The following is a 26516-nucleotide window of genomic DNA, read 5'->3' on the forward strand; positions in this document are numbered from 1 at the left end:
TTTCTTAGATAACCATTAGATACAAAAAGAGCCGCCTAAGCGACTCTTAATTAGTTTTATAAGTTTGCATGAAGCTATGCGTTACAGCAACGATTCATCAAACCTTATGCGATTTTGCCGTGGCACTGCTTATACTTCTTGCCACTACCACATGGGCAAGGCTCGTTACGGCCAACTTTACGCTCTTCGCGAACCATTGGCTGATGAGCCCCTTCAGAAGATTCATCGCTATCTGCCAACTGGTTTTCAGCGGCAGCATGCTGCGCTTGAGCACGGCGAGCAGCTTCTTCTGCTTGCGCACGACGTTGAGCTTCCATGCGCTCAACTTCCTCTTGCTGCTGAACACGCACTTTAGAAAGAATTGTAATCACATCAGACTTCAATGCATCAAGTAAACCTTCAAATAGTTCAAACGACTCGCGTTTGTACTCTTGTTTAGGGTTCTTCTGCGCGTAGCCACGTAAGTGAATACCTTGACGAAGATGATCCATTGCCGCCAAGTGCTCTTTCCAAAGCGTGTCGAGGGTTTGTAGCATGACAGATTTCTCGAAGTTGCGTAGTACCTGTGCACCGACCACTTCTTCTTTCTGCTTGTATACCTCAACTGCCGTAGTGATGATTTTTTCACGAAGCGCTTCTTCGTAAAGCTTGTCATCTTCTTCAAGCCACTGCTTGATTGGCGCATCAAGATCAAAATCGTTCTTCAAGCGCTCTTGCAGCCCTTCGATATCCCACATATCTTCTAACGACTGAGGTGGAATATACTCATCAATTACCGCTGTAAGCACGTCTTGACGGTTGTGATCGATCATTTCACTGATGTCTTCAACACTCATCAGCTCATCACGAAGCTCGTAAACCACTTTACGTTGGTCGTTCGCAACATCATCGTACTCAAGTAGCTGTTTACGAATATCGAAGTTACGACCTTCCACTTTACGCTGAGCTTTTTCGATTGAACGAGACAGCATCTTAGACTCAATCGCTTCACCTTCTTCCATACCACTCTGGATTAGGCTCGCCATACGATCAGAGGTGAAGATGCGTAACAGAGAGTCTTCCATTGAGAGGTAGAAACGAGATGAGCCCGCATCCCCTTGACGACCCGAACGACCACGTAACTGGTTATCGATACGACGTGATTCGTGACGCTCTGTACCAATAATATGTAAACCACCAGCATCTAGGACTTGATCATGGACGACTTTCCATTCAGCTTTGATCGCCTCAATTTGCTCTTGTGAAGGGTCTTGTAACGCTTCAACTTTCGCTTGCCAGCTACCACCTAGTACGATATCCGTACCACGACCAGCCATGTTCGTTGCGATTGTTACCGCACCTGGTGTGCCCGCTTCAGCAACAATCTCCGCTTCGCGCTCGTGGAACTTAGCGTTTAGGACGTTGTGCTTGATCTTCGCTTTCTTAAGCGCGTTTGATAGTAACTCTGACTTCTCAATAGAAACTGTACCCACTAGCGAAGGCTGACCTTTAGCAACGCGCTCTTTAATATCTTCGATGATAGCGTCGAACTTTTCAGCTTCAGTACGGTAAACCACATCTGGCATATCGTTACGAATCATCGGCTTGTTGGTAGGAATAACTACCGTTTCAAGGCCGTAAATCGATTGGAACTCAAACGCTTCTGTATCCGCGGTACCCGTCATACCAGACAGCTTTTCGTAGAGACGGAAGTAGTTCTGGAAAGTAATCGATGCTAGCGTCTGGTTTTCATTTTGAATCTTAACGCCTTCTTTCGCCTCTACCGCTTGATGTAAACCTTCAGACCAGCGACGTCCTGGCATTGTACGACCGGTGTGCTCATCAACGATGACGACTTCACCCTCTTCATTGACGATGTAGTCAACGTTCTTTTCAAACAACACATGCGCACGCAATGCAGCGTTTACATGGTGCAATAGGCTGATGTTCGCAGGAGAGTAAAGAGTGTCCCCTTCTTCCATCAGGCCATTTTTAACCATTAGCTCTTCAACAAACTCTTGGCCCGTTTCCGTAAGGTGAACTTGTTTAGATTTCTCATCCACCGTGTAGTGACCATCACCACGATATTCCTCCGAATCTTCTTTGTCTTGTTGCTGAAGATTAGGGATAAGGGTGTTGATGCGCGTATAAAGATCTGAGCTATCTTCAGCAGGGCCTGAGATGATCAGTGGCGTACGAGCTTCATCAATTAAAATCGAGTCCACCTCATCCACGACAGCAAAGAAACGGTCACGTTGAACGCGATCTTCAGCACGGAAGGCCATGTTATCGCGCAAGTAATCAAAGCCAAACTCGTTGTTTGTGCCGTATAGGATATCCGCTTGGTACGCTTCTTTTTTCTCTTGAGGTGGCATATTTGGCACATTTACGCCAACGGTCATACCTAAGAATTCAAATAGTGGACGGTTTGTCTCGGCATCACGCTTTGCGAGGTAGTCGTTCACGGTTACAACATGAACACCTTTACCCGGTAGCGCATTTAAGTAGGCTGGTAGTGTAGCGGTTAGCGTTTTACCTTCACCGGTACGCATCTCTGCAATTTGACCAGAGTTAAGAACCATACCGCCTATAAGCTGAACATCAAAGTGACGCATGCCGTAAACACGTTTTGATGCTTCACGAACAGTAGCAAATGCTTCTGGTAGTAGTTTATCTAGGGTCTCACCCTGTTCTAAGCGCTGACGGAATTCAACAGTTTTGGCTTTTAATTCTTCATCACTCAACGCTTCAAACGTTGGCTCATAATTATTGATCTCTTTTACAATTTTTCTCAGGCGGCGCAGTGTTCGGTCATTGCGACTGCCAATTACCTTTGTCAGTAGCTTAGTTATCATTTGCTATGAATCTCTCTTTATTCAGATCGGGCCCGATCTACTTTTAATGCCTTCAGTCTCTAACAGTTTTGAACTAAGAATACTGAGATAAATCACTTTCCTCAGATATTGTGATGAGAACTATAGATTTCAAGGCTTGTGTATCGATAAGTGGCGCTTAGTTTATGAAATTTTGCTAGCAACAACCAATAACAAGGTGATTTGTTTGAAGCACTCTTTATTTTTTCGAGTTATATGATGGAAGTTTGCCCGGCGGGCAGCATCAAGATAAAAGAGATTTCGCTATCTTCCTCGAAACTCATTCACTAAAATGTCTTTAATAGCATGATAAGAGGCTCACCATGAGAGATCACCGTCCAACCCTTGGCGACGAAATATTAGCAGAATCTCGTCTCTCTCAGCTGCAACAGCACGCAAAAGAGATCATGATGATCAACAAAGAACTAAAAACGATCTTACCGCGAGGGACGGAAGATCATTGCCGTGTGGCAAATATTCGTGATGGTCAATTGGTGATAGAAGTCGCCAGTGCTGCGATCAAAATGAAGATCGACTACGAGCGTTTATCCATCCTAAACCAACTCCGCTCTAGAGGATTCGCCAGATTAATGGCAGTTAGTGTGCAAATTAACCCTGAGCTCTACCGTTCTCGTCAGTTATCTAACGACGAGCAGACCTCAAAAAAACGCGATCCTATCTCTGAAACCGCAGCCCAATACTTAGCTATGATTGCCGATGGCGCATCGCCAAAAGTAAAAGCAAGACTCGAGAGCCTTGCAAAATTAGCAAACAAAAAGCCTGAATAGCGGGCACAAAAAAGCCAGACAAACGTCTGGCTTTTTCACTGTAATAAGGGGTTATGCTAAAACCATATTTGGTTCGGCAAACGCAACCGGCGATGTCGCATCTTCTTCGAATGTGACCCACTCCCACGCTTCTTGGTCAGCCAGTACTGCACGAAGCAATTGGTTGTTAAGACCATGACCGGATTTGAACGCTCGGAACTCACCGATGATTGGATGACCACACATGTAAAGGTCACCAATCGCATCAAGAACTTTGTGCGTTACAAATTCATTCTCGAAGCGCAAACCTTCTTCATTCAGAATTCGGTATTCATCGAGCACAATCGCGTTGTCAAAGCTACCACCCAACACAAGGTTTTGTGATTGAAGATACTCAATATCTCGCATGAAACCGAATGTGCGTGCACGTGAAATTTCTTTCACAAACCCTTTAGAAGAGAAGTCAAACAACAAGCGCTGCTCGTCTGAGTCAATAGCTGGGTGGTTGAATTCAATCTCAAAGTCCATTCTAAAACCATCGAATGGAAGGAATTCTGCCCATTTATCGCCATCTTCAAAGCGAACTGGCTTCTTGATTCGAATAAAACGTTTAAGTGCGTTTTGCTCTTCAATACCCGCTTGCTGCAGCAAGAAAACGAACGGACTCGCACTGCCATCCATAATCGGGATTTCAGGAGCATCGACTTCTACAACGATGTTGTCAATTCCCATTCCCGCAAGCGCCGCATTTAGGTGCTCAACGGTTGAGATTCGAATGCCTTCATCGTTAACTAACGCAGTACATAACATGGTGTCACGTACTGACATCGCATCAGCAGGGAAATCAACAGGAGGATTGACGTCTGTGCGGCGGTAGATTACACCAGTGTTTGCAGCGGCAGGGCGAAGAGTAAGCGTGACTTTACGACCAGAGTGGAGTCCCACACCAGTTGTTTTCACTATTTCTTTCAGAGTACGTTGTCTGATCATCTACTTTGCCTCAGTAAAATGCCACAAATGACGGTCAATAATCGATATTGACCGCGTATGCTACCATAATTTTGAACACTGTCAAATTATAGTGTAACTGATTAATCCGCTTGACGACGTAAGAATGCTGGAATATCGAGATAACCGCTTTCTTTATCTGCCTTAGGTGCTGCACTTTGACCTGCACCAGAACTTGTTGGTGTTGTCGTCGGTTGCGGAGTCACCTGAGGTTTCTCGTGCAAATTTGGTGCCGGTTTTTCTTCCACTTTATTGACACTTGCTTGTGGTGCCGGTGCCGCTTGTGGTTGAGTTTGAGGCTGTGCTACTGGAGCAACTTTCGCCTTACCGCCAGCAACTAGCGTGATATCTGGTTTCTTCTCGTTACCAATGCCAGTCGCAACCACTGTTACGCGAATTTCATCCGCCATATCAGGATCAAGTGATGTACCAATAACCACAGTTGCATTGTCAGAAGCGAACGCTTTAACTGTGTTACCCACAGTTTCAAACTCATCTAGACGCATATCCAAGCCTGCAGTGATGTTTACAAGTACGCCACGTGCACCAGCCAGATCGATATCCTCTAGAAGCGGGCTAGAAATTGCCATTTCTGCAGCTTCTTCTGCTCGGTCTTCACCTTTAGCAACGCCACTGCCCATCATCGCGTGACCCATTTCCGACATCACGGTACGAACGTCTGCAAAGTCGACGTTGATCATACCAGGACGAGTAATTAGCTCTGCAATACCTTGAACCGCATTTTTCAGTACATCATTCGCGCTAGCAAAAGCTTCTAGAAGGGTAATACCGCGACCCAGTACTTTCAGAAGTTTCTCATTAGGAATCGTGATTAATGAGTCCACATGCTTAGAAAGTTCTTCAATACCCTGCTCAGCAAATGCAAGACGCTTCTTACCTTCGAAGCTAAATGGTTTAGTAACCACTGCTACAGTCAAGATGCCCAGCTCTTTTGCGACTTCCGCAATCACTGGAGCAGCACCTGTACCAGTACCACCACCCATACCAGCTGCGATAAATACCATATCGGCACCATCGAGCTCATCTTTAATTCTATCGCGATCTTCGAGAGCTGCGTCACGACCTACTTGAGGGTTTGCACCTGCACCAAGTCCTTTGGTCATATCGCCACCAATCTGAATAACGCTATTCACACTGGTTTTACGAAGCGCCTGAGCATCAGTATTAATACTAATGAACTCAACACCTTCGATGGACTCACGTACCATGTGTTCAACGGCATTACCGCCACCGCCACCAACCCCAACGACTTTGATTACTGCGTCGTCAGACATTTCCATCATCGGTTCAAACATGTGTTATCTCCGTTTTTCCTGCTGCTCAGGTTAAAACTCTTTTTGTATCCAATTACGCAAACGACCAAACAATCCAGTTACTGAAGCACGAGTTGGCTCGTTGTATTCAGTATCTTCATTAATTTGACTGTCACGCGCGTAATGAAGTAAACCAACCGCCGTAGAATGATACGGCTCTTTAACGTAATCTGTCAGGCCGCTGACCTCTAAAGGCTTACCGACTCTAACTTGGTTGCGGAACACTCGCTCCGCACACTCTACCAACCCTTCAATTTGCGCTGCGCCGCCTGTCAGAACAACGCCAGCAGCCAAGTGATGCTTAATACCATCATCACGTAGCTTTTCTTGAACAGAATCAATAGTTTGGTTAACCAATCCCATAAGCTCGGTGTAGCGAGGCTCAATCACTTCCGACAAAGTCTGTCTTTGCAAACTGCGGGAAGGTCGTCCTCCAACACTTGGAACGTTAACCGTATCGTCCTTGCTAACTAGCTCGCTTAACGCGCAGCCGTATTTTACTTTTATCTCTTCAGCATCACTTACTGGAGTGCCGAATGCAAATGCAATGTCACTCGTTACTGCATTACCAGCATACGAGAAAACTTCAGTGTGTCTCAGCGCTCCGCCTGTCCATATGGAGACATCCATAGTACCAGCACCGATATCAACAACACATACGCCCAGTTCGCGCTCATCTTCAGTGATCACTGCATTACTTGACGCCAAGCCTGAGTATACAAGGTGTTCAACCTTGAGTCCGCAACGCTCAACCGCTTTAATAATGTTTCTCGCCATATCATTGTGGCAAGAGATCAGGTGCACGCTAACTTCCATACGTACTCCTGATAAACCTAGTGGATTTTTGATTCCTTCTTGGTAATCGATGGTGAATTCCTGTGGAATAACATGCAAAATGCGCTGTTCGTCACCAATTTTGATCGACTTTGCGGTATGGATTGCTCGATCCATATCTTCTTGAGAGACCTCCTCATCAGAGATGGTTCCCATGCCTTTTTCTATACGGCTCGCAATGTGACGACCAGAGATAGAGATGAACACATTGCTTATCTGGCATTCCGCCATAAGCTCTGCTTGATCCACCGCTCTTTGCACCGATTTAACCACCGATTCAAGATCGTTCACTCCACCTTTATCCATCCCCCGAGATGGACTACTTCCGGCACCAATTATATTAATTTGACCATCAGGCAATACTTCACCTACCAGAGCCGATACGGTTGCAGTGCCTATATCAAGACCAACAATAATGTTGTCATCAGCGGTCTTAGTCATCTGTATTCTCTTGTTCTAACTCTTGTTCTGGGAACCATCCAACGGAAGCTCCCGTGTCATACCTGAGGTCTATGTAGCTCACCCTTTCAGCTGCACTACCTAAATTCTTGTACAACGCAAAAAAGCGTTCGATTCGCTCTTCAAGTGATTCTTTACCGAGCTCTAAGCGGATGCCATTATCCAAGATAACTTGCCACGCTCTTCGATCATTAAGAACCAGTGAGGTAATCGATAAATTCAGTGCCTCAAACTTCGGTTCAAGCTCTCGCCATACTGACAATACTTCTTCGTTTGTCCCTTCTGGTCCGTAAAGCTTGACGCGTTCCCCTTCAACTTGACCCAAGTCACCGTTAAACAGCAGACCTTCGCTATTGAGCAGACTATTTCCATTCCAAATCGCTTCGGCTTTGTGTTCAGTCAGAAACACTTTTACGGTGTCTGGCCACTGTTTACGGATTGAAGCATGAGATACCCAAGGAATAGATTCGGCTACGTCTTGCAGCACATTCACATCCTGCGACATGAATGTGCCCACATGTTCCAAGCGCGAAAAAGCGAATTGGACATCATTGGCAGAGACGTAATGCAAATCGCCTTGAAGCACGATTTTGGACAATGGCAGACGCTGGTCATCCCACATCCAAGAAACGGTCGAGTAAAGGAGAGAGCCTATTAACAATAAGACCACCAGTAAAAAGCTCGCCCCAAAGGCATGCTCTTTGACTAGAGGACTCGAAGTTAAACGAGGGCCTTCATTAAAAGCACTTTTAATCAAAGTCCATAGTCCTTGCCGTTAGCTCGCTGATCGATTCCCTATCTCATTTCGTATAAAAGGGGCAAAAGCACTTACTTTAACCTTCGGATTATACTGTTGAGATTAAAAGTATCAAACACTGATATTGAGAAATCACCACTTAAAATGCAATAAGTGTGTCAAATACCCAAAAACCTGACTTTCCTACTAGGCGTTAAGCATCTTATCGATATTTAACTCAAAAGCCGCAAGCTGTTTCGCCACCTTACCGACATCTCCCGCACCTTGCGTCAGTACTAGGTCACCATCTTGTAGCACATTAGCAAGCACAGAAGGTAATGACTGACTATCGGGAACAAATATTGGGTCGAGTTTTCCACGCCCCCGAATTGTTCGACATAACGCACGGCCATCCGCGCCCGCAATGGGTTTCTCGCCGGCAGAGTAGACATCCAACATGATCAACACATCAACCTGCTCCAACACGTTGGCAAAGTCATCATAGAGGTCACGAGTACGACTGTATCTGTGAGGCTGAAAAATCATCACTAGGCGCTTGTCTTCCCACCCATTACGTGCAGCTTGGATCGTAACTTCAACTTCTGTCGGGTGATGCCCGTAATCGTCTACTAGCATCGCGTTGCCGTTACCAGTTTCGAATTCACCTAAGTGATCGAAGCGGCGCCCCGTACCTTGTGTTCCAGCCATCGCATTTAAGATTGCTTCATCAGAAATGTCATCTTCTGTTGCCACAGCAATTGCTGCTGAAGCATTTAACGCATTATGACGGCCTGGAATATTGAGAGTAATCTCAAGGTCCGCCTTCCCTTCACGAATGACGGTAAATTTCCCTTGCTGACCTTCTTGGCGATAATTGTCGATACGCACGTCCGCATCTTCTGAGAAACCATAGGTAATCACTTGTCGGCTAATGCGAGGTACTAATTCTCTCACAACGGGATCGTCGATACATACAATGGCTTGGCCATAAAATGGCAAGTTATGTAGGAAGTCGATAAAGGTTTGCTTGAGCGTTTCGAAATCGCCGCCGTAAGTGTCCATATGATCAGCTTCAATATTGGTTACGATACTGACCATCGGCTGCAAGTGAAGAAATGATGCATCACTCTCATCTGCTTCAGCAATCAGAATACGACTAGAGCCCAAACGCGCATTCGTTCCCGCACTCTTTACAAGCCCGCCATTCACAAACGTAGGATCTAAGCCTGCTTCTGAGTAGATTTGTGTCACGAGTGCCGTTGTTGTGGTTTTTCCGTGTGTACCAGCAACGGCGATGCCGTGACGAAAGCGCATCAACTCGGCAAGCATTTCAGCTCGGCGGACAATCGGGATACGTGCAGCGCGTGCCGCAATGACTTCAGGGTTTTCTTCGTTAATCGCGGTCGATACGACGACAACGCTAGCTTGTGCCACGTTTTTTTCTGCGTGACCAATGTATACCGTTGCGCCTTTCTGAGTAAGTCTGCCAGTGACCGGATTCTCTGCGATGTCCGAACCTGAGATTTGATAGCCTTCGTTTAGCAAAACTTCAGCAATTCCGCTCATTCCCGCGCCACCAATGCCGATAAAGTGGATGCATTTAACGCGGCGCATCTCTGGCACCATTGCTCTAATCTGAGCCAAATCTTGTGTATGTTGAACTGTCATGAATATTTCTCGTTATTTTGTTAGTGCGACAATGGCCTCAGCAACCACTTTGTCTGCATCTAACTTAGCGGCCTCACGAGCTTTCGTCGCCATCGTCACTAACGCATCTCGATCCAAAGAGCGGATCTGCATGGCTAGCTTTTCGACGGTGAGCTCTGGCTGCTCAATCATTTTTGCTGCGCCACATTCTACTAAGTGGTCAGCATTTAAAGCTTGTTGTCTGTCTTTGTGCATAAACGGGATAAAAATGGCACCAACTCCCGCCGCAGAAACTTCTGAAACGGTCAGCGCGCCTGAGCGACAAACGAGAAGGTCTGCCCACTCATAAGCCTCGGCAACATCATCGATGAACTCAACCACTTGCACACGTGCAACGCTCTGCTGCTGATAAGCTTGAGATACTTCTTGATGATTGTTTTTTCCCGCCTGATGACGAACTTGATAACCATCTCCAAGCTTGGCCATCACTTCAGGCATGGTGCGATTGAGGATCTGAGCACCTTGGCTTCCCCCCATGACCAATATCCGAATCTCGTCATCACGCTCAACCATGCGCTTCGTTGGTGGGTCTATCGCGACAACATCTTCGCGTACTGGATTGCCAACAACCGGAGCCTTAGGAAAAGCCCCAGGGAAAGCCTGAAAGACGCGCTTTGCGATCTTAGACAACCATTGGTTTGTCAATCCTGCGACCGCATTTTGCTCATGCAAAACAACTGGAATACCGAGTAGCCAAGCAGCGACGCCACCAGGACCGCTGACATATCCCCCCATACCGAGCACAGCGTCAGGCTTCCATCGTTTCATATGCGCCTTGGCTTGCATAATCGCGTTTATGATTTGAAATGGTGCTTTAATCAGCCGACCAATACCTTGACCTCGTAGACCTTTTACTTGGATAAAATCGATCTCAATGCCATGTTTGGGGACCAGATCAGCCTCCATCCGGTCCGCAGTGCCAAGCCAGCGAATTTCCCATCCTTGCAACTGCAGCTGTTTCGCAACAGCTAGTCCAGGGAAGACATGCCCCCCGGTTCCACCCGCCATTACCATTAAACGTTTATTCTTTTTCATCATTCTCTAACTGTTTTTCATCATCGCCTTGGCTAATCAATCGACATTCATGGTCAATGCGCAACAATATCGATACGGCAACGGACATGACGATCAAACTCGAGCCACCATAACTAATTAAGGGTAGTGTTAATCCCTTGGTAGGAACCATGCCCGCAGCGGCGCCAACATTGACTAAGGTTTGAAAAGCAAACCAAATTCCAATACCAAATGCTAAATAGCCACCGAACAATTGCTGGTACTCGAATGCTTTGCGGCCAATCAAAATCGCTTTGGTGACCAAGCTAAAGATCAGTACTAAAGCAAGGACGACACCAACGAAACCTAGCTCTTCAGCGAGTACGGCAAATACGAAGTCGGTATGCGCTTCAGGTAGATATTCCAGCTTTTGGATTGAATTACCGAGGCCTTGACCGAACCACTCTCCTCGTCCAAATGCCATCAGGGATTGCGTCAGCTGATAGCCGCTACCGAATGGGTCTTCCCATGGATCGGCAAAGGACGTTACCCGCCGCCAACGATAAGGTTCGAAATAGATCAGTGCCGCAACCGAGGCAAGACCAACGACCATTAACGCGAGGAACTGAGTCATTTTCGCCCCAGCGATAAAGAGCATCCCAAATAAGGTGACAAGCATGACGACCACTGTGCCCAAGTCAGGCTGGAGCAGTAATAGAACCGCTAACGTGCCAAAGACAATGATCGGTTTTATAAAACCACCAAAAAAGCTCGAACGCACCTCGTCATTCTTACGTACCAGATAGCCGGACATAAAGATGAACAATGAGAGCTTAGCGACCTCGGCGGGCTGGAGGTTAAATAACCCTAAAGGAATCCAACGTGAAGCGCCGTTGACTGATTTACCCGCGACAAGCACCACAAACAGCAAACCCACGGAGATAAGCAGCAACGCCATACTGAACTTCAGCCATCGTTCTAGAGGGACCTGTATGACAACGGTCGCGACACACAAAGCCAAAGACAAAAAGATCGCATGTCGGAACATGAAATGAAACGGCTGATCAGTTAAGCGAGAACTGATCGGAAACGACGCAGACGTCACCATCACCAACCCAGTCAGCATCAGACCCAACGAGATCCAGACCAACTGCCTGTCATACAAGACTTCCGGTGATGCTGTGGTAATCCAGCGTTTGATGCTGGCAAAAGGGTTGTTTATCTGCATATCATTTAATGTGTCGAGTTCATCGCTCAGGGTAATCCTTACGAGTAACGAAGCGCTAGCTCAGTGAATGCATCACCTCTAGCCATAAAATTACTAAACTGATCAAAACTAGCACATGCCGGAGACAGCAATACCATATCACCAGCTTGCAGTTGAGGCTTAATCCACGCCACGATCGCTTCCATGTTGTCAAAATCTTTTGCGCTAGGGTGCAACGGCATAAACTGAGAGCCATCTTCGCCAAAGCAACATAGTTGAACATTAAGTGATTCTAGTACCGGTGCCAGTTCAGAAAAGTCTGCTCCTTTACCGACACCACCAACCAACAAATAGAGTTTACCTTGCAGCGAAAGACCAGAAAGCGCAGCCAGTGTACTGGCTACATTCGTCGCTTTCGAATCATTGACCCATTTAATGCCTTGATTATCAGCAACAACTTGGCAGCGATGTGTCAGACCGTTGTAAGACTTTAGCGCATCTAAACCGGAGGAGAGGTCAACGTCGACTTGAGAGAGCAAAGCTAACACCACTAACGCGTTCGCTATGTTGTGTCGGCCAACTAACGTCAAATCACTGGATGGCAAAATAGGTGTCGAACCTTGAAACAAGAACTCTTGTCCTTGATGCTCAGCCAAATGATAGTCCGCCGAACCATTGAGACTGAACTCAATAAGTTGTTTATCGCCCACATCCGGGTATGTCGCTTTATCATCCGCGTTTACAATGCACGCGTCAGCATGATCGAAGATTCTCAACTTCGCTTGGCGATAACCCTCCATACCATCATAGCGATCCATATGGTCTTCGGAGAGGTTCAAAAACGCAGCGGCTTTCAGCGATAAACTAGACGTCGTTTCAAGTTGGAAACTCGACAGTTCAAGGACGTATAAATCCGCTTCTTGCGCTAATAAATCCAATGCCGGAACGCCAATGTTGCCTCCTACACCGACTTTTAGCCCCGCCGCTTTCGCAACGACGCCGGTTAAGTCTGTGACAGTGCTCTTACCATTTGAGCCTGTAATCGCAATCACAGGTTTATCCACCTGCCATGCAAAAAGCTCTATATCACCGACAACTGGCACACCAGCAGCTAGCGCCAACTGAATTTCAGGTGTTGCTAACGCAATCCCTGGATTGGCAACAACCAAATCGGCATCAACGAGCCAGTCAGTGTTCCAACTGCCTGAATGTAACTCCACGCCGCTAGGAAGTGATTCCTGACCAGGTGGGTTACCGCGAGTATCGATGACTTTGATCGTTAAAGAGTGAGGCAATTTGTCGAGGTATTTAACGACAGAGAGCCCGGTAATACCGAGCCCTACTACGACGACACTTTCAATATTTTGCCAGCGGTCCATGGTCATATCGTGTTTCTATCCTTAACGTACTTTTAGCGTCGCCAAACCAACCAAAACAAGCACAATGGAGATGATCCAAAAACGCACGATAACACGCGGCTCCGGCCAACCTTTTAACTCGTAGTGATGATGAATCGGTGCCATGCGGAAAATGCGTTGACCACGCAGTTTATAAGAGCCCACTTGAAGAATCACTGACAATGTCTCCATCACGAAAACACCGCCCATGATAACAAGAACAAACTCTTGACGTACTAACACCGCAATCGTGCCCAACGCTCCACCCAATGCTAGCGAGCCGACATCGCCCATGAACACTTGCGCTGGGTAGGTGTTGAACCATAAGAAACCAAGACCAGCCCCCACAATGGCCGTACACACCACAACTAACTCTGACGCTTGAGGGATGTAGGGAATATGAAGATAATTGGCGAACTGGACGTTGCCCGTCGCCCAAGCAATAGCGGCAAAACCTGCTGATACTAGGACTGTAGGCATAATCGCTAAACCATCTAAGCCATCCGTCAAGTTAACCGCATTACTGGTACCCACGATGACAAAGTAAGTCAGTACGATATACATCAAACCGAGTTGCGGCATGATCTCTTTGAAAAAGGGCACCACCAGTTGAGTTGCAGCGGTATCTTTCCCATGTGCGTACAGAGCAAACGCAACAACTAACGCAATTGCCGACTGCCAGAAGTATTTCCAGCGAGCAATTAAGCCATCAGTGTTCTTTCGCACGACCTTGCGGTAATCATCTACAAAGCCTACAGCACCATAGCCAATTAATACCGCCAACACTGCCCATACGTAAGGGTTAGATAAATCGGTCCAAAGTAGAACAGTGGTCACAATCGCTGCCAGAATCATGATACCGCCCATTGTCGGGGTACCGCGCTTACTAAAGTGCGACTCTGGTCCTTCATTACGAACAACCTGACCAATTTGCAGCATCTGCAAGCGGCGAATCATTTTCGGTCCCATCCATAAAGAGATACCCAGAGCCGTCAAGACACTGACAATGGCTCGAAACGACAGGTATTCGAACAAACGGAAAAACGAAAAATATGGCTGGAGCAGCTCTGCAAGCCAAATGATCATGAATACATCTCCTTTAAAGCAGCGGCAATCTTACTCATTCCGGCACTGTTCGCGCCTTTAACCAACAAGGTTTGCGCGCAATCGTGCAACGGTAGCTGCTGCTTAATAAACTCAATCATCGCGTCATGAGTATCAAAGTGCTTTCCTTGGCATTGTTGACTGATTGCTCTCGCATCAGCGCCATAAGTCAGCACATGTTCAAATTTGAATGGGGCAGCATGTTCCCCGACTTGGCGATGAAGTGCAAGACTTTCGTCTCCTAACTCAGCCATATTGCCTAAAATTAACCAACGAACGCCTTTAAAGCTGCTTAACAAGTCTGCAGCGGCTTTCATAGCGGGTACGCTGGCGTTGTAACTGTCATCAATCAGCGTTATTTTTTCCGTTAAAGCGATAGATTCAACGCGGCCTTTCACTTTTGCCAGATGGCGTAACCCAGACTGAACCATCTGAATTGACGCTCCTAACTCGAACGCCAGTGCCGTTGCTGCCAGCGCATTCGCCACATTGTGTTGACCGATAATGCCTAGCTTAACCTCAAAGCCCCCCATCGGGCTGAGGAGCTCAAATGACGCCTCACCAGAATTGTTCATCGTAATCTTATGAGCAAAATAGTCAGCAGTAGAATCTAACACAGAAAATGTTTTGACCTGCTTATCCGCAAGAACCTCTTGCCAGTGCTCTCCACCATTACTGTCTAAGTTGACAATGGCGGCGGACCCCGGGGCCAGCCCCTGATAAATCTCACCCTTGGCTTGCTTCACCCCATCCATTGAGCCAAAACCTTCAAGGTGCGCCGCAGCGACGTTATTCACTAAAGCCACATCAGGTTTAACTAGCTGAGTCGTGTAGGCAATTTCACCGATATGGTTCGCACCCAACTCGATGACAGCAAAATCGTCTTCTGGAGTGGAGCGCAGGAGAGTGAGTGGAACACCGATGTCATTGTTGAAGTTACCAGCCGTAAACAGGACTTGGCCCTTGTTCATCATAATGCTGGCAACCATCTCTTTGACCGTGGTTTTGCCGCAACTGCCGGTGATGGCAACGGTCGGAGTTTGACAGACTTGATGTACAAATTTGCCCAACTGACCAAGAGCGGCCTTCGTGTCTTTGACAAGCAGCTGCGGTGTTTGCGTATCTAGCGCTCGGCTCACCAGTAAAGCGGTTGCTCCTGCTTCTACTGCATTTAACGCAAAATCGTGAGCATCAAAACGCTCTCCGACCAAGGCAACAAATAGTGCTCCAGGTTCAATTGTACGCGTATCCGTTGAGACCGCATTGATGGCTGCATCATTGCCAACCAACTGCGCATCTAATTCATCTGCCAACTGAGATAACATCAAACTAATCATTAATTAAGCTCCAAAAGTTGCTGAGCTGATTCGCGATCAGAATAGTGAACGGTTTCATTGGCGAGCACTTGGTAGTCTTCATGACCTTTCCCCGCAAGCAAGATAATATCGTGAACCTCACTATTGGCTAGCGCATATTGCAGCGCTTTAAATCTATCGTGTTCAACGATCACTCGCTCCGGATTGCGCATGCCTGCGAGCATGTCATCCACAATCGCACTCGGCGATTCACTGCGTGGATTGTCGTCGGCTAATACAACATGATCAGCAAGTCGCTCACCAATCTCAGCCATCATTGGACGCTTTCCGGTATCGCGGTCGCCACCACAACCAAAGATCGCCCATAGTTTGCCGTGGCAATGTACTCTCAGTGCCATCAGTGCTTTTTCTAGAGCATCAGGCGTATGCGCATAATCTACGACGACCTTAGCTTTACCTTCGTTGTGGAATAACTCCATACGTCCGATAACGGGAGTAAGTTGTTTTGCCGTCTCGATGAGTTGCTGTTTATCGATTCCCAACGCCAGTAACGTGGTAAAGGCGACCAGTACATTGTTCGCATTAAATTCACCGATCAACGGAACGCTAAACTGACCATCACCAAAACGGCCAGAAAATGCGAGTGAGATACCCGACTCTGAGTAATCAACTTGGGAAGCAAAGACGGCATTAGTGCTCGACAATGGTTGAAGAGAGACTTGAATCGCATCCGGCAATTGCTCTGCCCACTTAGCACCCACTTGATCATCAACGTTAATGATCGCTTTTCCACACTGATGCTCGGTAAATAGAGAGCGTTTAGCGAGCTCGTACTCTTCCATCGTTCCGTGGTAATCAAGATGATCTCGGCTTAAGTTGGTAAACACACCAGCGGCAAAAGGCAGTGTTTTTACGCGACCTTGAACCAAGCCATGCGAAGAGATTTCCATCGCCGTAAAGTCTGCACCTTGAGACTCTATCGACACCAGTGTTTGTTGAATTTCAATTGCGCTCCCTGTCGTATTGACCGCAGGTTGAAGTGCATCTAAAAAACCATTACCCGCAGTACCTAATACGGCTGCTCGCTTACCGACTAGATTTAGCCACTGCGCAATAATTTGCGTAATCGTTGTTTTACCGTTTGTCCCCGTGACACCGACGAGTTTCATGTCACCAAGCGTATACAAGCGTGACGCTAGCGCAGAAAGATTGCGATCGAGCTGATCAATATAAATGACAGGCACGCGGCTTTCTGTAGAGCAAACACCTTGAGGATGACGTTCACACGATTGTGCAATCACAGCGTTAGCACCACGATTGATGGCTGACTCGATAAAACGTCGACCATCTACAGCGTGACCTTTGATGGCAACAAACGTTGTACCCTCGGTGATTTTACGGCTATCCAACTCTAGGTTTGAAATAGCCATGTCATGGAATTCATGGGCTGAGATATCCACCCAAGGCGCAAGTAATGTCGATAATGCGATCGGTTTTGACATAAAGCGTCTCTATTAATTTTCTTTAAATCTGTTTTCGTCAGGCGCCACATTCAATATTTGCAGCGTGCCTTTTAAAATCTCTGAAAAAACGGGGCCAGCCACCGAACCGCCGTAATAGTTGTCGCCTTGTGGTTCGTTAACCACGACAACCAGTGCCACTCTCGGGTCACTTGCTGGAGCGACTCCTGCGGTATAGGCAAAGTATTCATCACCATAGCCGCCCGCAATCGCTTTTCTTGAGGTACCAGTTTTAGCAGCGACTCGATACCCTGGTACTGCCGCTTTTGTTGCGGTACCGCCAGGTTGAGTGACCGTCTCAAGCATAGCAAGAACCTTATGGGCATTGTCACTGTCAATCACCTGTCTTGAGAAGTCTTGGTCATTATTTTCAATAATGTGAATAGGCTGGTATTTACCAAAGTTACCTAACGTCGCATAAGCGTGGGCAAGCTGAAGTGGAGTGATGGTGAGACCATAACCGAACGAGAGCGTCGCGATTTCAAATTTAGACCAGCGGCGGCGATTGGGGAAAATACCCTGAGTCTCACCAACCAAGTTAAGACCCGATACTTCACCAAAGCCCACCGAGCTGTACATTCCTAATAAAGCCTCTAACGGCATATCAAGCGCCAGTTTCGCGACACCAATGTTACTCGACTTTTTAAGGATCGTAGTAAGATCGGCTTTGCCCACCTTAGAAGTATCACGTACGCGGCTGCCACCAATTTGCATGATGCCATTGCCGGTATCAATCACGGTATCATCGTCGGCAACGCCATTTTCAAGCGCCGCCAACACGACAAAAGGCTTAACCGTGGAGCCCGGCTCAAAGGCATCGGTGATCACGCGGTTGCGCATTTTTGCCGATTGCAAATCAGAACGATTGTTAGGGTTATAGGAAGGTGCGTTCACCATGGCTAATACAGCGCCAGTTTTCACATCGAGGATAACGGCAGAGCCAGAAGTCGCGCGATAATCTGCAACCGCTTGTTTAATCGCTCGATAAGCGATGGCTTGGATACGTTGATCGATCGTCAATTTTAGGGGTTTACCCTCTTCACGCTCTTCCAGTGAGATGTTTTCAACAACGCGTCCATAGCGGTCTTTACGGATAATGCGCTTGCCCGCCTCTCCGGTGAGCCACTTGTCGTAACTTCTCTCTACCCCTTCAAGACCATGGCCATCAATACCCGTCACTCCGACAAGGTGGGCACTAACTTCACCGGCAGGATAATAGCGACGAGATTCTGCTTTTAAGCCAACCCCTGCGAGTCTCAATTCTCGAATATAGTGCGCCATCGCAGGACTCACCTGACGCTGAAGATAAATAAAGCGACGTTTCTTGTTGCGATTGATTTTCTCGATCAATTCACCGCGTTTAATGCCAAGGACGTCGGCAAGTGCATGCCAGCGGTCTATGTCACTTAATCCACCTTCTTTAAAGATGGTCACAGGATCGGCCCAAACCGCTTCAACGGGCACGCTGACAGCAAGTGGTTCATCATTGCGATCGGAAATAATACCACGGGCTGAGTGCAACGTTTTTGCACGAACAGAACGTAAGTCACCCTGCTTGATCAAATTGTCTGGTTCGATAATTTGGATATAAGCAATGCGCCCCACCAAAGCCGAAAACGCGATAAAAACACAGCAAAGCACAAGGTTAAATCGCCAACGTATAAGCGTTGGTGGTTGACTCACTTCTGAAGTTTTAGCGGGGGTGACTTTCTTTTTGCTCATGGGAGTTGAATAATGACTTCTTTGTCTGATTCAGGACGCATCATTTCGAGCTCCTGCTTAGCAACCGCTTGAACTCGGCTATGTTCAGCTAGAGCGGTTTCCTCTAACAACAGGTTCCGCCACTCATTGTCTAAACGTTCCCGCTCCATTAACGCTTGGTCTTTTTCTGTGATCGCCTGACGGGTGTGGTGAGTGGTAAAAACAACCCCCATTGCACTGGCAAAAATAAGCACCAACAAAACCAACGGCACCCGACCTACCGTAATCAGATCGAGTGCAATAATTTTAGCGAGATTAGGCGCAGACTTGCTCATTGGAAATTACAGTTTTTCAGCAATACGTAACACAGAGCTTCGTGAGCGTGCGTTCACTTCCACTTCATTCTTGGATGGTTTGATGGCTTTGCCGATCGGCTTCATGTTGGCGCTGCCGAGTGCTTTGATTTGTTCTTCGGTCATTGGAATGCCGTGTGGCACTTCAGGACCTTTGCTCTCTTTACGAATAAAACGCTTCACCATACGGTCTTCCAGAGAATGGAAACTGATCACCGATAAACGACCCTCAGGAGCCAAAATGCTTGCCGCCCCTTTTAGCGCGGTATCAATTTCTTCTAGCTCACTGTTGATGTAAATACGAAACGCTTGGAATGCGCGAGTCGCTGGGTGCTTTTTCTCTTTAAAACTCTTTGGCGCAGCGTCAGAGATTAATTTCGCTAATTGACCTGTACGCATGAGCGGCTCATTTTCTTCGTTTTCACGGTACGCCACGATCGCTTTAGCAATACGTCGAGCATGCTTGTCTTCACCAAACTCACGGATCACCCAAGTGATATCATCAAGATCCGCTTCCATCAGCCACTGTGAAACCGGAATCCCCGACGTCGGGTCCATTCGCATATCAAGCGGACCATCTTTCATAAAGCTAAAGCCACGCTCTGCATCATCAAGCTGAGGAGACGAAACACCGAGATCAAGCAATACACCATCAACTTTACCCACCAGTCCGTACTCAGCGGCATACTCTGCCATTCCAGAAAATGGACCATGAATGATAGTAAAACGAGGATCATCAATTTTTGCTGCTTCAGCGATGGCCTGAGGATCTCTATCAATACTGTAAAGGCGGCCATTGTCACCCAGTTGAGACAGAATTGTACGGCTGTGACCACCGCGACCGAATGTACCATCAATGTAAATACCGTCTGGTTTAATCGCTAAACCATCGATGGATTCATGGAGGAGTACAGATATGTGTTTAAATGCTTCGGTCATAGTTATCTCATGTGGCTGACGCATTGACGAATTCGGACTTTCCAGTGTACTGATTTAATGGCGTATCGCCACCACTAGCAAGCGAGAACACGTGATTTTGCGCTAAGTTTAATGGTTCGAAAATAAAATCGGTCAATTAAAAGCAAAAAACCCATCATAACAACAAAGTTACGATGGGTCTCGAATAGGTGGAGCCGACACATAAGCCGGGTTCTGTCTCCGCTTGCGCGGCGGTAGCCATTCGTCTAGGCCAGCAATCACTCACTGGCTCGAGCAACCTACCCGCCTCCTTACGCGAGCAACGCAATGTGGAGGCCTATTTGGTCTTGCTTCAGGTGGAGTTTACCCTGCTACGAACTATTACTAGTCGTCCGGTGCGCTCTTACCGCACCCTTTCACCCTTACCTGTGCACCGCTACTCGAAAATAGGGGCCATCGGCGGTCTTCTCTCTGCTGCACTTGTCGTAGGCTTGCGCCCCCCAGGCGTTACCTGGCACCTTGCTCTATGAAGCCCGGACTTTCCTCCCCCTTGTCAGTCTCCCGAAGGACGTCAACGTCAGTCTCCTAAAGGACCTCAACGTCAGTCTCCCGAAGGACATCAACAAAGCAGCGGCTACCCAGTCAGCTCCGAGGGCGGATTGTATAGAGTTCAGAGTGAAGTGTCTAGCGAGATCACAGATTAGATGAAATCTGAGAGCCAAGTGAACAGAAAACGAGCGCAGTCATTAAAGAAAAATGAGCCGAGACCTTTGAGCTCGACTCACATTATCTCGCTCAATTAGTCGAGATTCTCTAGGCCCCATTTGTAGAGCGCATTTTTCTTTAGATTGTAGATTTCCGCTGCCATTGCAGCCGCTTTCTTAAGTGGGAGCTCTTTCACTAAAATACCAAGCGCACGGGTCGCTTCTTCCGGTAACGAATCATCAATCGCCGCACGGTATCCGTGAATCAACAACGCCATTTCTCCACGCTGTTGGTTTTCATCCGCTCTTACCCATTCAACCAACTCAGCCAATGGCATACCTTGAATAGTTTCAAAGGTTTTGGTCAACTCACGCGCCAAAACCACTTCGCGATCGGGTCCAAGAATCTCTAGCATATCATCCAAAGAATCGAGGATTCGATGTGGCGACTCGTAGAAGACACAAGTGCGCTCAGCTTTCGCAATCTCGAGAAACTTATCTTTGCGCCCTTTGCTTTTGGCTGGCAAGAATCCTTCGAAACTAAAACGGTCAGACGGTAGACCAGATGCACTTAGTGCCGTAATCACCGCACATGCTCCAGGCAGAGGAACAACTTTAACGCCCGCTTGACGACACTTTGTCACCAAGTGATACCCTGGGTCACTGATTAATGGTGTACCTGCATCAGAAACCAATGCAATTGAGTGGCCCGCTAAAAGTTTCTCAACCAGTACTTGCGCTTTTTGCTGTTCATTATGATCATGGAGAGCAAAAGTTTTGGTCGAGATTGCAAAATGAGACAACAGCTTGCCAGTATGGCGTGTATCTTCTGCTGCAATCAGGTCCACACTAGATAAAACGTCTATTGCGCGTTGAGTGATATCACCTAGATTGCCTATGGGAGTCGGGACAATATAGAGAGTTGGGACCTCGGTTGGTAAGGTTTTGTTATCTGTCATTTGTTTACCATCACTTCAACGATTAATATAGACACAATTTTATACGGAATTAACTAAGAACTCATGGCCATGAAAAACCATAAGCGACTCAGTGTAACACGCTTACTCACTCCTGTAGCCCTTGCTGTTGCATTAACAGCTTGTAGCTCAGGTCCATCAACGCCTCAATCCGTTGATATCACCTTAGATCCAAATCAACCACTGCAAACTTACCTAATGCGTGCAGACAGCAGCACTGGCAGTTTACAAAATGATTGGTTAATCATGGCTCTGAAAGCTTCTATTGCGGCAGACGACACAACTCAGTCGGAATTGCTAATTAAGCGTCTCTCCCGCCAGAACTTGACGAACATGCAGCAAGCCGAATGGCAATTAGCACGTGCTGAGCTGTTGATTAAACAAGGGCAGCATGATGAAGCGCTTGCACTGCTCAACTTCCGTACAAACTGGCAACTGGCAGATGAGCAATGGAGGGAATACCATCAGGTTCGCGCCTCATTGTTTGTGAAACAGGGAGATTACTACGCTGCAGCTCGTGAACTCAGCCTTGAAAGTCGTTACGCAGCCGTTGCAGAACAACAGTTTATTGCAGACAGCATTTGGGCAAATCTCGCGCGTGTTTCAACCACTCCTCAAGTTTCGCTGTCACCACAAAGCAACGATGCTGTATTTTCCGGCTGGTTAGCGTTGGCCAACTACAGCCAAACTCTTTCGGGTTCATTGGCTGAACTTCAATCTTCTATCGAACAATGGCTAGCCGATAACCCTAGCCACCCAGCAGCAACTTACACGCCACAATCGATTAAAGACATTCTCTCTTTAGAGATCACTAAACCCGTTAATACCGCGCTTCTACTGCCTTTAACCGGCAAGTTCGCTACTCAGTCTCAGTTAATCCGTGACGGCTTCATTCTGGAAATGATGAATGATGACGATCGTGATGAAAATGCGACCTTAACCGTCATTGATACCAATGCCGTATCCATCGAAGAGCTCGAAAAGGAACTCATCGAGAAAAACATCGATTTTGTCGTCGGCCCTCTGGTCAAAGACAACATCGAAAAATTGCAGCGCGCTGAGGAAAATTTTGCCAAGCCGATGCCAATGCTAGCGTTAAACATTCCCGAAGAAATTGAAGCGAGTACAAGCACCTGTTATCTCGCGCTTTCTCCCGAACAAGAAGTCGCTCAAGCAGCAAAACATCTTGCGAAACAAGGCTATCAATTCCCGCTAGTTCTTGCTCCTCAAGGTCGATTCGGTGATCGCGTCATCGAAGCGTTTGAAGCAGAGTGGAAGAAACACAGTAGTAACAAAGTCGCCGTCAATCTATTTGGCGATAAGCGCCAACTTCAGCGCAATATCAACCAAGTCTTCGGGTTACAAGACAGCCAGCAACACATTGCGCAAATGGATGCACTATTGAATGTTCCCTTAGAAAGCCAACCACGCAGTCGCCGCGATATCGATGCGGTCTACATTGTGGCCAATAGTGCGGAGTTAACGCTGATCAAACCATTTATCGAGGTTGCAATAAACCCAGACACCCTGCCACCGAAACTGTACTCAAACTCTCGCAGCAACAGTGGTCGTCAGCAATATGAAGACCTGACCGGTGTAAGCTATGGTGATATTCCCCTACTTGTGCACCCGAACGCTGAACTCAAAGCACAAATGGATCAACTTTGGCCTCGCAATTCAAACGCCAAGAAACGCCTACAAGCGCTTGGTATGGACGCATATCGACTAATGGAACAATTACCTCAGATGAAAGTTGTTCCTGGTTATGCCATTGACGGCAACACAGGCATACTCACCATCGATGAAAACTGTGTAGTCCAACGTGAAATTAGCTGGGCTGAGCACGGTGCTGCTAAGTAAGCGTAGTAAAGGGCAACACTACGAAGCCGTTGCTGAAAAGCATCTAATCAGTTGCGGCTTCTCATTAATTGAGAGAAACTTTCACGCTAAGGGCGGAGAGCTCGACCTTATTATGCGCGATGGCAACACCATCGTGTTTGTCGAAGTTCGCTATCGAGCCCAGCAAACTTTTGGCCACGCTGCTGAGACCGTCACACGAAGTAAAATACAAAGAATTTTGAAAGCGGCTAACGTGTGGTTGATGAAAAATGGCCTATCCGTCTATTCAACTGACTTTCGCTTTGATCTCGTTGCTATCCATCAGCATGGAAAACAGGTCGAGTGGATTAAAAACGCAATTACTCAAGGATAATCAATGCTAGATAGCATTAAAGACAGCTTTACAGAGAGCATTCAAATTCAAATCGCAGCGGCTGAAGCACTGCCTGATGCCATTACTCATGCCGCGCAAGCCATGGTTGCAAGCTTACTGAACGGAAACAAGATCCTATGCTGCGGAAATGGCGGCTCTTCGTCAAATGCCCAGCAGTTTGTCTCTTGCCTACTCAATCGCTTCGAGACAGAACGCCCTAGTTTACCAGCCATGGCATTAACTGCGGATATCACAACGCTTACAGCCGTCGCCAACGATTATCACTATGAGGAGATTTTCTCCAAGCAAGTTCGTGCATTCGGTCAAGCTGGCGATATCCTGCTAGCGATTTCCACTAGCGGTAACAGCAAAAACATCATTAAAGCTATGGAAGCCGCAGTGACACGCGACATGACCATTATCGCCTTTACAGGTAAAGACGGTGGAGAAATGGCTGGTTTACTCGGCGAAAATGACGTCGAAATTCGTATTCCTTCTCACAGAACGGCGAGAATTCACGAAGTGCATATGGTGACACTGCATTGCTTATGCGATCTTATCGACCAAGTATTGTTTCCAGCTCACGAAGAGTAAATTTATGAAGCTATTAAAAGGTTTATTAGTGGCTGTACTCACACTCAATATCACAGGGTGTGCAGGTCTACTTGTAGCAGGCGCGGCGACAACAGCCAGTATCGTTATTGACCCACGTACTACTCAAGAAATTTGGAACGACAATAACATCGAGTTCGAAATCACCGGATTAGGCAATAAAGCGCCATTTCGTGGTAACGCTCGTGTCACAGCAAGTTCGTACAACGGGACGGTTATATTACTTGGTCAAGCCAATACTCCTCAACTAAGCGAGCAATTTGAGCAACAAGCTCGTAAAGTGAAAGGAGTCAAAACCATTCACAATCAACTCAAAATCAAAGAACCATTGTCTATCAGTGAAATTAGTAACGACAGCTGGATTACCACTAAGGTGAAGTCTGCACTTTTAGCCAATGCTGAGCTAAACGGCGTAAAGATAAAAGTCATTACAGAAGACAAAGAGGTGTATCTTTTGGGTTATGTGTCAGAACAGCACGCGAATATCGCCACAGACATTGCGCGTAATACCTCTGGCGTAAAGCAAGTAATAAAAGCCTTTCAAGTAGGCAATGAATAACAGGCACAAAAAAGCAGCGAAAACTCGCTGCTTTTTAATATTCTTACGCTTATTTTACAACGCGTAAACTCGGACGGCCTTTAGGTCGAGGTGGTTCCTCTTCGCCAGTGTCGTTATCTTCCGAGTCAGACGCGACAGATAATGGAGAAAGGTCTTCTTCCACAATCATCTCGTCGTCTTCTTCAAACTCGCCAATGTAAGCGTCTTCAGGTTCAAACATCGTTCCAGCACCATTTTCACGAGCATAGATCGCTTGAACAGCATACAACGGAACAATAACTGAATGTGGTCGCCCACCAAAACGCGCATTAAACGTAATCGCTTCATTACCGAGCTCCAGATTGCCCACCGCGCGAGGAGCGATGTTCAAAATGATTTGACCATCTTGAACAAACTCATCAGGGACACGAACACCCGGTAATGTCGCCGCTACAACCAAATGCGGCGTTAAATCATTATCCACGAGCCAATCGTAAAATGCGCGAAGCATGTACGGTCGACGTGGAGTCATGTTTGAAATATCCATCAGTAACTGATTAGCGAGCTAGACGCATTTCACGCTCAGCTTCAGTAAGAGAAGCTAGGAATGAATCACGTTCAAACACTCGGTTCATGTACACTTTTAGCTCTTTTGAACCAGGACCTGTCAACTCAATACCAAGTTGAGGAAGACGCCACAATAATGGTGCTAGGTAACAATCGATAAGGCTGAACTCTTCGCTCATGAAGTACTCGTACTCAGCGAATACTGGAGCAAGCGTCAGTAGATCATTACGTAACTTGTTACGTGCAGCTTCCGCTTCTTCAGCAGAACCTTTCACTACTTTTTCAGCTAATGTGTACCAGTTTCTCTCAATACGGTAAATCATCAGACGGCTGTTACCACGAGCAACTGGGTATACAGGCATCAACGGAGGATGAGGAAAACGCTCATCTAGGTATTCCATGATGATCTTTGAGTCGTAAAGCGCTAGCTCACGATCAACTAGAGTTGGTACTGTTTTATATGGGTTAAGTTCGATAAGCTCGGCAGGTAGATTTGTCTCATCAACAAGCTCTACTTCAACACTTACACCTTTCTCAGCCAGAACAATACGTACCTGATGGCTATACATATCAGATGCACTTGAAAATAGAGTCATCACAGAACGTTTATTGGCAGCTACAGCCATGGAGCCCTCCAGCACACTTACAACGATAAAAACAATGGAGGCTAAGCCTCCATTGTAAAGATTAAAAATTGGGA

23 protein-coding genes and 1 other RNA gene are annotated in these 26516 nt (G+C 46.9%); 5 read left to right on the forward strand and 19 right to left on the reverse strand.

What is annotated here, in order from left to right:
* Positions 1-104: 104 nt before the first annotated feature.
* Positions 105-2834 carry a preprotein translocase subunit SecA gene (gene secA / locus ACUALS_RS11340; protein WP_454448382.1) on the reverse strand — a complete coding sequence of 910 codons (2730 nt, stop codon included), beginning with the start codon at positions 2832-2834 and terminating at the stop codon, positions 105-107.
* A gap of 341 nt (positions 2835-3175) precedes the next feature.
* Between secA and ACUALS_RS11345 the strand changes: the two genes are divergently transcribed.
* Positions 3176-3640: a DUF721 domain-containing protein gene (locus ACUALS_RS11345; protein ID WP_331398860.1), complete on the forward strand. Its 465-nt coding sequence runs from the start codon at positions 3176-3178 to the stop codon at positions 3638-3640.
* Positions 3641-3691: 51 nt separating this feature from the next.
* Here ACUALS_RS11345 and lpxC read toward each other — a convergent pair whose 3' ends face one another.
* From lpxC to rsmI, 16 genes are all read right to left on the reverse strand, one after another.
* On the reverse strand, positions 3692-4609 hold the full coding sequence (gene lpxC, locus ACUALS_RS11350) for a UDP-3-O-acyl-N-acetylglucosamine deacetylase (protein WP_331398859.1): 918 nt from the start codon (positions 4607-4609) through the stop codon (positions 3692-3694).
* Between the two features lie 101 nt (positions 4610-4710).
* Complete coding sequence (ftsZ, locus tag ACUALS_RS11355) at positions 4711-5943, reverse strand: cell division protein FtsZ (protein WP_454448383.1); 1233 nt, start codon at positions 5941-5943, stop codon at positions 4711-4713.
* A 30-nt stretch (positions 5944-5973) separates the two neighbouring features.
* On the reverse strand, positions 5974-7236 hold the full coding sequence (gene ftsA / locus ACUALS_RS11360; RefSeq protein WP_454448384.1) for a cell division protein FtsA: 1263 nt from the start codon (positions 7234-7236) through the stop codon (positions 5974-5976).
* Entirely contained in the window at positions 7229-8011 is a 783-nt protein-coding gene (locus ACUALS_RS11365; protein WP_331398857.1) for a cell division protein FtsQ/DivIB, read from the reverse strand. The genes ftsA and ACUALS_RS11365 overlap by 8 nt, the downstream gene beginning before the upstream one ends.
* Before the next feature lie 186 nt (positions 8012-8197).
* Positions 8198-9658 (reverse strand): UDP-N-acetylmuramate--L-alanine ligase, encoded by a 1461-nt coding sequence (gene murC / locus ACUALS_RS11370; RefSeq protein WP_454448385.1) that lies wholly within the window; start codon positions 9656-9658, stop codon positions 8198-8200.
* Positions 9659-9670: 12 nt separating this feature from the next.
* The gene (gene murG, locus ACUALS_RS11375; protein ID WP_454449253.1) at positions 9671-10732 is read right to left on the reverse strand and encodes an undecaprenyldiphospho-muramoylpentapeptide beta-N-acetylglucosaminyltransferase; all 1062 of its coding nucleotides are present in this window, start codon (positions 10730-10732) and stop codon (positions 9671-9673) included.
* Entirely contained in the window at positions 10719-11918 is a 1200-nt protein-coding gene (gene ftsW, locus ACUALS_RS11380) for a cell division protein FtsW (RefSeq protein WP_454448386.1), read from the reverse strand. The genes murG and ftsW overlap by 14 nt, the downstream gene beginning before the upstream one ends.
* Before the next feature lie 38 nt (positions 11919-11956).
* Positions 11957-13282 (reverse strand): UDP-N-acetylmuramoyl-L-alanine--D-glutamate ligase, encoded by a 1326-nt coding sequence (murD, locus tag ACUALS_RS11385; protein WP_454448387.1) that lies wholly within the window; start codon positions 13280-13282, stop codon positions 11957-11959.
* 15 nt (positions 13283-13297) lie between these two features.
* A complete protein-coding gene (gene mraY / locus ACUALS_RS11390; RefSeq protein WP_005476334.1) occupies positions 13298-14380 on the reverse strand; it encodes a phospho-N-acetylmuramoyl-pentapeptide-transferase in 1083 nt (360 codons plus the stop codon).
* Positions 14377-15735, reverse strand: coding sequence for a UDP-N-acetylmuramoyl-tripeptide--D-alanyl-D-alanine ligase (locus ACUALS_RS11395; RefSeq protein ID WP_454448388.1), 1359 nt, complete (start codon positions 15733-15735; stop codon positions 14377-14379). Before ACUALS_RS11395 ends, mraY begins: the two co-directional genes overlap by 4 nt.
* Complete coding sequence (gene murE / locus ACUALS_RS11400; protein WP_454448389.1) at positions 15735-17216, reverse strand: UDP-N-acetylmuramoyl-L-alanyl-D-glutamate--2,6-diaminopimelate ligase; 1482 nt, start codon at positions 17214-17216, stop codon at positions 15735-15737. Before murE ends, ACUALS_RS11395 begins: the two co-directional genes overlap by 1 nt.
* Positions 17217-17228: 12 nt before the next feature.
* Positions 17229-18956, reverse strand: a complete 1728-nt coding sequence (locus ACUALS_RS11405; protein WP_038190840.1) for a penicillin-binding transpeptidase domain-containing protein — start codon at positions 18954-18956, stop codon at positions 17229-17231.
* A complete protein-coding gene (gene ftsL / locus ACUALS_RS11410) occupies positions 18953-19270 on the reverse strand; it encodes a cell division protein FtsL (protein ID WP_038215675.1) in 318 nt (105 codons plus the stop codon). The genes ACUALS_RS11405 and ftsL overlap by 4 nt, the downstream gene beginning before the upstream one ends.
* Positions 19271-19276: 6 nt before the next feature.
* Positions 19277-20227, reverse strand: coding sequence for a 16S rRNA (cytosine(1402)-N(4))-methyltransferase RsmH (rsmH, locus tag ACUALS_RS11415; RefSeq protein WP_454448390.1), 951 nt, complete (start codon positions 20225-20227; stop codon positions 19277-19279).
* Between the two features lie 186 nt (positions 20228-20413).
* An RNA gene (gene rnpB / locus ACUALS_RS11420) (RNase P RNA component class A) lies at positions 20414-20856 on the reverse strand.
* Positions 20857-21005: 149 nt separating this feature from the next.
* Complete coding sequence (rsmI, locus tag ACUALS_RS11425) at positions 21006-21869, reverse strand: 16S rRNA (cytidine(1402)-2'-O)-methyltransferase (RefSeq protein ID WP_038139690.1); 864 nt, start codon at positions 21867-21869, stop codon at positions 21006-21008.
* Positions 21870-21932: 63 nt separating this feature from the next.
* Between rsmI and ACUALS_RS11430 the strand changes: the two genes are divergently transcribed.
* From ACUALS_RS11430 to ACUALS_RS11445, 4 genes are read left to right on the forward strand one after another with little or no spacing between them, the layout of a single operon-like run.
* Positions 21933-23747, forward strand: a complete 1815-nt coding sequence (locus tag ACUALS_RS11430) for a penicillin-binding protein activator (protein WP_454448391.1) — start codon at positions 21933-21935, stop codon at positions 23745-23747.
* A complete protein-coding gene (locus tag ACUALS_RS11435; RefSeq protein ID WP_081980393.1) occupies positions 23734-24099 on the forward strand; it encodes a YraN family protein in 366 nt (121 codons plus the stop codon). The genes ACUALS_RS11430 and ACUALS_RS11435 overlap by 14 nt, the downstream gene beginning before the upstream one ends.
* 3 nt (positions 24100-24102) lie before the next feature.
* Positions 24103-24693, forward strand: a complete 591-nt coding sequence (locus tag ACUALS_RS11440; protein ID WP_005476318.1) for a phosphoheptose isomerase — start codon at positions 24103-24105, stop codon at positions 24691-24693.
* 4 nt (positions 24694-24697) lie between these two features.
* On the forward strand, positions 24698-25270 hold the full coding sequence (locus ACUALS_RS11445; RefSeq protein WP_454448392.1) for a BON domain-containing protein: 573 nt from the start codon (positions 24698-24700) through the stop codon (positions 25268-25270).
* 49 nt (positions 25271-25319) lie between these two features.
* Here the strand turns inward: ACUALS_RS11445 and sspB are convergent, their stop codons facing one another.
* Complete coding sequence (sspB, locus tag ACUALS_RS11450) at positions 25320-25796, reverse strand: ClpXP protease specificity-enhancing factor (protein WP_454448393.1); 477 nt, start codon at positions 25794-25796, stop codon at positions 25320-25322.
* A 10-nt stretch (positions 25797-25806) separates the two neighbouring features.
* Positions 25807-26442, reverse strand: a complete 636-nt coding sequence (gene sspA / locus ACUALS_RS11455; protein ID WP_038139696.1) for a stringent starvation protein SspA — start codon at positions 26440-26442, stop codon at positions 25807-25809.
* Positions 26443-26516 lie beyond the last annotated feature (74 nt).

The sequence above is a fragment of the Vibrio sp. NH-7 genome, from assembly GCF_053643215.1.